We start from the raw sequence: 7,510 nt of genomic DNA on the forward strand, positions 1-7,510 counted from the left end.
AATAGAGGGAAAATGGCTTCCTCCAACGAGAACAGCACGACCGCCAGCGCTTCGCTCACGCGACGCCAGTTTTCCTTTTTTGCCGCCGCTTCCGTATTCGGAGCCCTTGCCTCGAAGCACGCCTTCGGCCAGGAGCATCATGCGCACGCCGCTTCCGCGGGCGAGCTGACGCCGAAGTTCCCGCTGACTGCGCACGTGGAAGACAACTTTGCCGCGCTGATGGAGTATGTTCCGTCGGTCGATCCCGATGCCGCGTTCTTCCGCTCGCTGGTGCCCCGCGCCGCGCGGATTGCGCCCTTCGCACCCACGCAGGCGCATCCCAAGCTGAGCGCGCAGCCGCAGGTGGCCACACTCACCGGCTGCTATCGCACGCTCGGCGCCGACTACGACGAGCGCTACCGTCGCATCCGTTACGGCACGCCGCCAGAGGGCGGGCTCTATGTCTCGCGCATGATCGGCTATCACGACGTAGTGGTGAGCTGGAGCGGCCCGGGCGTGATCCCGAACCCAGCGCTGACCGACGCCGCGCACCGCAACGGCGCACTGTGCCTTGGCACCATCTTCCAGCCCGATAAACGCATCTTCGATTCGAGCGTGGTGCCGGCGAAGGAGGTTGCCGCCAAGTTCGTGGAGCTGGCGATCTACTTCGGCTTCGACGGCTACTTCATGAACTTCGAGCTGGGCACGCCGCAGGGCCATGCGCAGATTCTCGACCTGCTGGGCATGATGCACGAAGAGGCGCATCGCCGCGGCAAGACGGACTTCTACATCCAGTTCTATGACGGCTCGGCGGATATGAACAAGCTGATGCCGGTGACCGCGCCGAACTCGCCGCTGGTGCCTGCCGCGTCCTTCGCGGACAGCACCATGCTCGACCAGGGATGGAGCGGCTACAGCATGACGCACGGCTGCTGTTCGGGCGAGCCGACCGATGCTGCGTCCGTGTATGAGTATTGCCGCAAGCACGGCCTCGATCCATACAAGTCGGCGTACTTCGGCTACCAGCTTTATCCGGGACCGGGCTATCTCGGGCTCTCCGCGCCTTCGGTCATCCAGCCGAATGACAGCGCAACGGCCTATGGCAGCCTGCAGGTCTACAGCTTCGAAGACGGCCTGTTCACCATGCAGCGGGCACTCGATAAGGCACCGGGGCACACCAGCGCGCTTACACCTGAGGAAGAATATTACTCACTCGAACGCGCCTTCTTCAGCGGGCAATCGCAGAACCCCGCGCTCGACAACACGCCCACCGCGGAGCAGGCGCATATCTATGCGACCGTCGCCGAGGGCAAGCGCCGTTACGCCGATTACTCGCCGACCGAGGATCACGCGAACGACCAGGTGAAGCTGCCCATCACCTATGGCGTGGCGAACTTCACCGTCGAGCACTCGGTCATCGGTTCGTTTCCGTTTCTCACGCGCTTCAACCTCGGCGCGGGCGATGCGTTCTTCATCGATGGCGCGAAGCAGAGCGACCATGCATGGTTCAACATGGGCATCCAGGACCTGCTGCCGACGTGGCAGTGGTGGCTGGAGCCGATGTACGGCGCGCTCGATCGCAACGCCGCACAGTACGCGCCGCTCGACGTCCGCTTCGATCGCAGCATTGCTTATGACGGCGGTGCATCGCTGCATATCTCCGGCAAGCTGGATGGGCGCGACGGCATTGCGCTGCACCTCTACAAGACGAAGCTGGCGATTGAGAATGCGGACGATCTCGCGCTGCAGCTGGTGTGGCAGGGCACGGGTGAGTGTCTGTCGGTTGGCCTGATCTTCGAAGATGAGCCAGGCAAGACCGAGTGGATCGGCCTTGCGGATACGGCTCATGTATCGCGACAGTCAATTGCTCAGAATTGGACGCGCTCGCAGGTTGCGCTCTCGCCGTATCGTGGACGCATCCTCGCCGCGCTGCTGCTCGGCTTCCGCCGCGAGAAGCATGCGGACGCAGCGGTAGATCTGCACATCGGCGAGATTTACGCAGGCAGCCCGCTGAAGGCCGAGACGCTCACCGCGCCTGCGGACTTCAAGGTTGAAGCGCATGCGGCAGGCACCGCGCCGAACACGCTGCACGCGCGCCTGCGCTGGACGATGCGGAACTCGGACGCGTACTACGACCTCTACAGCGTGAGCGCGGCGAACGCACGCACGTGGATCGGGCGCGTCACCGGCGATCGTTACTTTGCGGAGAACGTGAGCGCGGATACGGGCACATCGTTCGAGCTGGTGGCGACGAGCCGGGAGACGCCTCTGCTGCGCAGCCAGGCAGCGAAGGCTGCGCTGACGGCCAGCTAGGGTTCGAAAAAATCAGGTGCCCCACGCATGCGATCTTCTGCTGCGTGGGGCATTGTTTTGCTCACACAATGGGTTCGTACCTTCCCACCCAAGCGAAGCTTGGATGGGGCACCCTCTTCGTCGCCTGTTTTGCGTGGAGACCCGGTTCGCTTCGGTCGGGATGACAGGCAGTGTCTCTATGAAAATCGCGACCAGCGGGAGCGCCACGCGAAGCGATCCGCCCTGCGCGGAGCAGTTACATCATGACGCCGCCGTTGGCCTCGATGCGTTGCCCGTTGACCCAGCGATTTTCGTCCGAGAGCAGCGAGGCGATCATGGGGCCGATGTCCTCGGGCAGACCTGCGCGGCCGAGCGCCGTGTGCTCGGCGACCCTCTTGTTCACCTCCGGATTATCGCGCACGATGCCGCCGCTGAAGTCCGTCGCCACTGCGCCCGGAGCCACGACATTGACTGCGATGCGACGCGGCGCAAGCTCGGTGGCCATGTGCCGCGAGAGGACTTCCAGCGCGCCCTTCATCGATGCATAAACGGCGCCGCCCGGCATGGAGAGACGGGTGCGCGTGGTCGATACATTCACGATGCGGCCTCCATCGTGGATCAGCGGCAGCAGCTTCTGCGTGAGGAAGAAGACGCCCTTGAAGTGCACGCGGTAGACGTTGTCCAGCTCCTCTTCCGTCGCCTGATCGAAGGGCATGTTGCGATGGTTGTTGCCGGCGTTGTTCACGAGATAATCGAAGCGGTCTGCGCCGAGCTTCGCCAGCGCTTCCTTCACGCGCTCGGCGAATCCGTCGAACGACGCGGTACTGCCCAAGTCAAGCTCGAGCGCGATAGCTTCAGCTCCTGCTTCCTTCGCCTCTGCAACCACCGCTTCCGCATCCACAGGGCGGCTGAAGTACGTAAAGATCACATTCACGCCACGCCGCGCAAGGCTCACTACGGTGTTACGTCCGATACCACGGCTACCGCCGGTTACGAGTGCAATTCTTTTCTGCTCTGCCATGATTCCTCCGATTCCCTGTTCTGAGGCTAGGCCACAGCTGTTGCGGCGTGAATGGCGAAGGCTGGCATTTTCCTGCCTATTCCTCTCACGTACACTCTTGCTGTATGCCGAGTGAACGCAACGAGCGAAGCCGCCGCCTGGCAGAGCTGGCCCGGGCGCTGCGCCGTTATACCGACTCCCATGACGGCGCGAACCCGTACATGACGGCGATCGAGGGCTTCGCCATCCTGCGTTCGGATCGCCCGCGGCAGCCTTCGCATCGTCTCTTTCGGCCCGCGCTCTGCATCACGGCGCAGGGCGCCAAGTGGGCCATCTTCGGCGATCGCCGCTACGTCTATCGTGCCGGGCAGGCGCTGGTCGTCAGCGTGGAGATGCCCTCGCGCGGCGGCGTCCTCTCGGCCAGCCCGGATGAGCCATTTCTCGGCATTGTGCTGCAGCTCGATCTCGGCATTCTTCACGATGTTGCCGCCGAACTGCAGACGCGCATTCCAGCAAGCACGACCAGCACCTCCGCGAAGTCTCTCTCGGGCGTTTCCGTTGTCGACATGAATGTCGAGCTGCTCGACTGCGCGCTGCGCTGCATCCGCCTGCTGGATACGCCCGGGGCGATCGCGCTGCTCTACCCCGGCATCATGCGCGAGATCTGCTACTGGCTGCTCACCGGCCCGGGCGGCGAACAGATCTTCCGCGCCCTCGCGGGCAGCCAGCAGGAGGAGCGGCTGATCGCCGCGATCCAGGCACTCAAGGAGCATTTTGCCGAGCCGGTGCGCGTCGAGAGCCTGGCGGCCATCGCGCACATGAGTCCGGCGACCTTCCATCGCCAGTTCAAGTCCGTCACCGCAATGACGCCGCTGCAATATCAGAAACAGATTCGCCTCCTGGAAGCGCGGCGGCTGATGCTGGCCACCCGTGCGAATGTCGAGACCGCGGCCTTCCAGGTCGGCTACGAGAGCGCTTCGCAGTTCAGCCGCGAATATGCCCGCATGTTCGGCCGCTCGCCGCGCAGGGATGTCCTCGCGCTCAGGAACTCGGATGCGCTGGCCGCGGACTGATGTGAAGACACATTCTGGAGATGCGGCTTACTCTTCCCCACCCAAGCCCACAGAAGGCCTGGATGGGCCACCGTGAGCATCCTGCGAACCCACGTCTCAAAATCGAGACGTGGGGCACCCGGCCGCATCCTCAACGTGAACAGGTTCATTCCCTCCCGCCCAAGCAAAGCTTGGACGGGCATCCTTATCCTTGCTTCACAAGCGAAACGCGGGTCCATCTACTGCGCAAACCGTTTCGGTCGGGATGACAGCGTTGTTGGGTTTACCGTTCTCTTCAAGGTTCTGTAACCGAACAAGGATTCTCTTCCACCGCGCAATCCCATACCCTTGGGAGTGATCGCGTCCGTGCTCACGCATATGCGCAACCGGACCAATCTTTTCCGCGAGAGAAGCATCCATGCCCTGTAACCCCGAAGAACTGCGGCACGTCCCGCTCTTTGAGCTGCTCGATGAAGAAGAGCTCGCCGTGCTTGCCAGCCAGGTCGACATCAAGCAGTTCGCTGCCCGGCAGCGCATCTTCAAGATCGGCGAGCCCTCGAAGCACGCCTATGTACTGCTCTCCGGCCATGTGCGCGTCACCACCGTCGACGAGGATCAGCAGGAGGTGCTGCTCGACGAGCCCTCGCACGGGGATGTCTTCGGCTTCGCATCGATGATGGACCAGACGGCGCACCATGCCAGCGCCATGTCCATGACCCAGTCCGAGTGCCTGGAGATCGACCGCAACGACATTGCCATCCTGCTGCAGCGCAAGCCGATGGCCGGCCTCGACATGCTCACCATGCTCGGCCGCCAGTTCCACGCCTCGCAGCGGCTCATCCAGCTGCGCGCGCAGCGCAATCCCAACGAGGTCATCGAGAACGAAGCCACTTTCGGCGAACGGATCGCCGATGCGGTCGCCGGCTTCGGCGGCTCGTGGAAGTTCATCATCAGCTTCGGCGTCACCCTCATCGCCTACACGATGCTGAACGTGATCTTCAAGAGGCTCGCGTGGGATCCGTATCCCTTCATCCTGCTGAACCTGTTCCTCTCCATGCTGGCCGCGCTGCAGGCGCCGGTCATCATGATGAGCCAGAACCGCCAGGATGCGAAGGATCGCCTGCGCAGCGAACTCGATTTCGAAGTCAACCGCCGCGCCGAGTCGGAGATCCAGGAGCTGTCGCGCAAGCTCTCTCTGCTCACCGAGCAGGTGAGCGACGTGGAAGACATGCTGCGCGATGCGGCGAAGCAGACTGCGCGGTCTGCCGGGGATTGATTTACTTTTTACGTCCGTGCCCACGTCTCAGAATCGAGATGTGGGGCACCCGGATCCTCGTTTATTGAGAGCAATGCGCGAGACGGCAGAGTTTCGCTATTCCTCGACAGGACGCTTCAGCCGCCGGTAGAAGGTGCTGCGGTTTACGCCGAGGCGGCGCGCAGCATCGGAGACGTTTCCATTCGCAGCGGCCAGCGCGCGGCGCAGGGCATCGTCCTTCATCGACTGGAAGCTCTCCTGGGCCGCGGTCTCGACCGTAGCCTGGTGCGCGGTACCTGTGCAGGAAGGCAAGGCTGCCGTGGGTCCGGCTGTCACCGCGAACGCCGTCTGCCCCAGCCGCTCCACCACGCCGAAGCAGATGGCCGGATGCCCAGCTTCCGCCGATTGCAGCCGTAACTCCTGCGGCCCGAGCCGGAGTCGGCCGGCAAAAATCTCCTCCCGTCGCGCGCAGCCGATCGCCCGCGTGGATAGCCCGGCGTAATGGAGACCGCGCGGACTGGCCGCGCGCAGCAGGCCGTCTTCGAAGACCATCACACCCTCTTCCGGCGACCCCAGCCAGGACGGATGCGGATGCAGCCGCACCACGGTAGCCGAACGCCAGCGCGCTCCCGGCTGCATGGCCGTCTCGAGAGCCCACTCCAGTACCCAGTCGTGCTCCATGCGCATGACCGCGTGCCGTACCAGCCGCCCCACGCTCGCCGGCAGCTCCGCTGCCCGCCCGGAGATATCGAGCACGCCCGCAAGCTGCCCGTCCGGCGAGATGATGGGCATGCCCGCGCAGGCCAGGAAGCGGTTTTCGTCGAAGAAGTGCTGACCGCCTACCACCTGCGTGTAGCGGCGCTCCACCAGCGCCGTGCCGATGGCGTTGGTCCCGGTAATCTGCTCCCGCCAGCAGGCGCCCGGCATCAGGCAGACGCGCTGGGCGCGGGTCAGGAACTCGCCTGAGCCGTGCGAGTCGAGAATCGTGCCCTCCACGCTGGCCAGCACCACCAGATGGCCGGTGCCTGCCAGCAGCCGGTCGAGCAGCGGGAACTCGCGCAGACCCAGCCGGCGGAGATGCCGGTGCTGCTCGTGCTCGCGGTGTAACTCGTTCTCCCGCAGAAGGTTCTGGTGGATGTGCCATTGCGGCGCCATCCCATACTGGCGGCACCGCTGCCAGGAGCTTTCCACCCATTCCGGCACCCGGCGCGCCGGGTGGCTCCCGTTTCCGCGTTGGTCGGCGCTCCGTTGATCCGCGCTACGTTGACCGGCGCTGCCCGGCTCCACCATATTCGTTCTCCCGCAGAATTCGACGCGCCGCAGCCTGAGTGATGCAGGGCGCAACAGGCTTTTTTACATCCCGCCGGAGCGCCATGACAAGGAACTCTGCCGGGCTGTTGCAGGATGCAACAGGCTCAGTGCCTCCCCTTGGCAACCGTATATCCGCGGAGTAAGGATGTCTGTCGTTCGATATGCCCTGCTCAGGGCCAGGAAAGGATTACCCCCTCATGGCGACCATCACTCCCGTTCAGATCGATCCTCAGCATTACGGCCACCCCGTGACCTTCAAGAAGCGTTACGGCAACTTCATCGGCGGCGAATGGGTCGCCCCGGTCGGCGGCCAGTACTTCGAGAACATCACCCCGGTCACCGGCAAGGTCCTTTGCGAGATCCCGCGCTCCGGCGAGGCCGATATCGAAAAGGCCCTCGACGCCGCGACCAAGGCGAAGCGCGGCTGGGCCAAGACCTCCGTCACCGAGCGCTCGAACATCCTGCTCAAGATCGCCCAGCGCATCGAGGACAACGTGGAGCTGCTGGCCGCCGCCGAGACCTGGGACAACGGCAAGCCGATCCGCGAGACCACCGCGGCCGACGTTCCGCTCAGCGCCGACCAATTCCGCTACTTCGCAGGCGCCATCCGCGCGCAGCAGG

Annotated in this window: 6 protein-coding genes; 4 read left to right on the plus strand and 2 right to left on the minus strand. The window is 64.1% G+C overall.

Features of this window, described 5'->3' with window-relative positions:
* Nucleotides 1-12: 12 nt before the first annotated feature.
* Entirely contained in the window at nucleotides 13-2,292 is a 2,280-nt protein-coding gene (locus tag QM649_RS13285) for an endo-beta-N-acetylglucosaminidase (protein WP_415199531.1), read from the plus strand.
* Between the two features lie 235 nt (nucleotides 2,293-2,527).
* Here the strand turns inward: QM649_RS13285 and QM649_RS13290 are convergent, their stop codons facing one another.
* Nucleotides 2,528-3,292: an SDR family NAD(P)-dependent oxidoreductase gene (locus QM649_RS13290; RefSeq protein WP_415199532.1), complete on the minus strand. Its 765-nt coding sequence runs from the start codon at nucleotides 3,290-3,292 to the stop codon at nucleotides 2,528-2,530.
* A 104-nt stretch (nucleotides 3,293-3,396) separates the two neighbouring features.
* Between QM649_RS13290 and QM649_RS13295 the strand changes: the two genes are divergently transcribed.
* Together QM649_RS13295 and QM649_RS13300 are read left to right on the plus strand one after the other, a co-directional pair.
* Nucleotides 3,397-4,344, plus strand: coding sequence for an AraC family transcriptional regulator N-terminal domain-containing protein (locus tag QM649_RS13295; RefSeq protein ID WP_415199533.1), 948 nt, complete (start codon nucleotides 3,397-3,399; stop codon nucleotides 4,342-4,344).
* A 397-nt stretch (nucleotides 4,345-4,741) separates the two neighbouring features.
* Nucleotides 4,742-5,599 carry a DUF1003 domain-containing protein gene (locus QM649_RS13300; protein ID WP_415199534.1) on the plus strand — a complete coding sequence of 286 codons (858 nt, stop codon included), beginning with the start codon at nucleotides 4,742-4,744 and terminating at the stop codon, nucleotides 5,597-5,599.
* Between the two features lie 96 nt (nucleotides 5,600-5,695).
* Here the strand turns inward: QM649_RS13300 and QM649_RS13305 are convergent, their stop codons facing one another.
* Complete coding sequence (locus QM649_RS13305) at nucleotides 5,696-6,769, minus strand: helix-turn-helix domain-containing protein (protein ID WP_415199535.1); 1,074 nt, start codon at nucleotides 6,767-6,769, stop codon at nucleotides 5,696-5,698.
* A gap of 317 nt (nucleotides 6,770-7,086) precedes the next feature.
* Here QM649_RS13305 and QM649_RS13310 point away from each other — a divergent pair.
* A partial coding sequence (locus QM649_RS13310; RefSeq protein ID WP_415199536.1) for an aldehyde dehydrogenase family protein occupies nucleotides 7,087-7,510 on the plus strand: 424 nt, incomplete at its 3' end.

It is taken from the genome of Silvibacterium sp., from assembly GCF_047605705.1.
Classification (GTDB): Bacteria; Acidobacteriota; Terriglobia; order Terriglobales; family Acidobacteriaceae; genus Silvibacterium.

Bases quoted from the DNA above. Each gene is read 5' to 3' on its own strand.
- QM649_RS13285 (WP_415199531.1), top strand. From the start codon at position 13: ATGGCTTCCTCCAACGAGAACAGCACGACCGCCAGCGCTTCGCTCACG.
- QM649_RS13290 (WP_415199532.1), bottom strand. From the start codon at position 3,292: ATGGCAGAGCAGAAAAGAATTGCACTCGTAACCGGCGGTAGCCGTGGT.
- QM649_RS13295 (WP_415199533.1), top strand. From the start codon at position 3,397: ATGCCGAGTGAACGCAACGAGCGAAGCCGCCGCCTGGCAGAGCTGGCC.
- QM649_RS13300 (WP_415199534.1), top strand. From the start codon at position 4,742: ATGCCCTGTAACCCCGAAGAACTGCGGCACGTCCCGCTCTTTGAGCTG.